The following is a 1,219-nucleotide window of genomic DNA, read 5'->3' as shown; positions in this document are numbered from 1 at the left end:
GCTGGCGGTGGGCATCGGCGTGGGCGAAGGCCAGTACGTCAACAGCGTGGTCGCCACGCAGGGCCCCGGCGGCCGCGCGCTGTCCAACACGGCCACCGCGTCGGTGCGGGTCGTGCCGGATGCGCTGTTCGACTGCACCGACGTCATCGGCAAGGTCTACGACGACCGCAATGCCAACGGCGTGCAGGACGAGGGCGAGCCCGGCATCCCCAACGTGCGCATCGCCACCGTCAACGGCCTGCTGGTGAGCAGCGATGCCGAGGGTCGGTATCACATCGCCTGCGCGGCGGTGCCCAAGGAGGGTACGGGCAGCAACCTGGTGCTCAAGGTCAAGGCCGGCGACAAGGTCGCCAAGGACCAGCTGCTGGGCGTCATCGACAGCCCCGACCTGCGCGCCCGGCTCGCCCAGGAGCAGAGCAACGCCGACGCGCTGCGCACCGAGGCGCTGCGCGCCGAGGTCGACGGCCGCGAGCAGCGCGCCGCCCTGCGCTCGAGCTACGAGAACGCCGCCATCGACCTGCAGACCGCCCGCAACGACCTGGAGCGCCAGACCAAGGCCTACGAGGCCGGCGCGGTCGCCGGCATGCAGGTCGAGAAGGCCCGCGACGCCCTGGAGAAGGCGCGCATCACCGCCGCACACGCCAAGGACGGGCTGGGCCTGAAGGACGACAGCCTCAAGTTCGAGCTCCAGGCCAAGCAGCAGGCGCTGCAACGCCAGCAGCTGCTGGTGAAGGACCTGCAGCGCCAGGTCGCCGAGCTCGAGCTGCGCTCGCCGGTGGACGGCCAGGTCGGCCAGTTGCTGGTGGCCGAGCGCGCCAACGTGAACGCGGGGACCGGCCTGCTCACCGTCGTGGACCTGAGCGCGCTCGAGGTCCAGATGCAGGTGCCGGAGAGCTTCGCCCGCGACCTGGCCATCGGCATGCCCGGCGAGATCGCCGGCAACGGCCGCCAGTGGAAGGGCCTGGTCAGCAGCGTCTCGCCGGAGGTCGTCAACAACGAGGTCGCCGCGCGGCTGCGCTTCGACGGCGCCACGCCCGACCAGCTGCGCCAGAACCAGCGCCTGTCGGTGCGCGTGCTGCTGGACCGCCGCGAGAAGGTGCTGACCGTCGCGCGCGGCAGCTTCGTCGAGGACGGCGGCGGTCGCTTCGCCTACGTCGTGCAGGACGGCCAGGCCGTCAAGCGCCCGATCCGGCTGGGCGCGCAGAGCCTGTCCAAGGTC

The 1,219-nt window shown here is 71.9% G+C and carries 1 protein-coding gene; it reads left to right on the top strand.

Annotated elements, in window-relative coordinates; genetic code table 11:
- Positions 1-1,219 (top strand): HlyD family efflux transporter periplasmic adaptor subunit (locus tag FUT87_RS21430; protein WP_222617236.1); only part of this gene is annotated, 1,219 nt, incomplete at both ends.

This window comes from Mitsuaria sp. TWR114 (genome assembly GCF_007997345.1).
The sequence above is the reverse complement of the archived record's forward strand: the minus strand, read 5'-3'. Positions and strand labels throughout refer to the sequence as shown.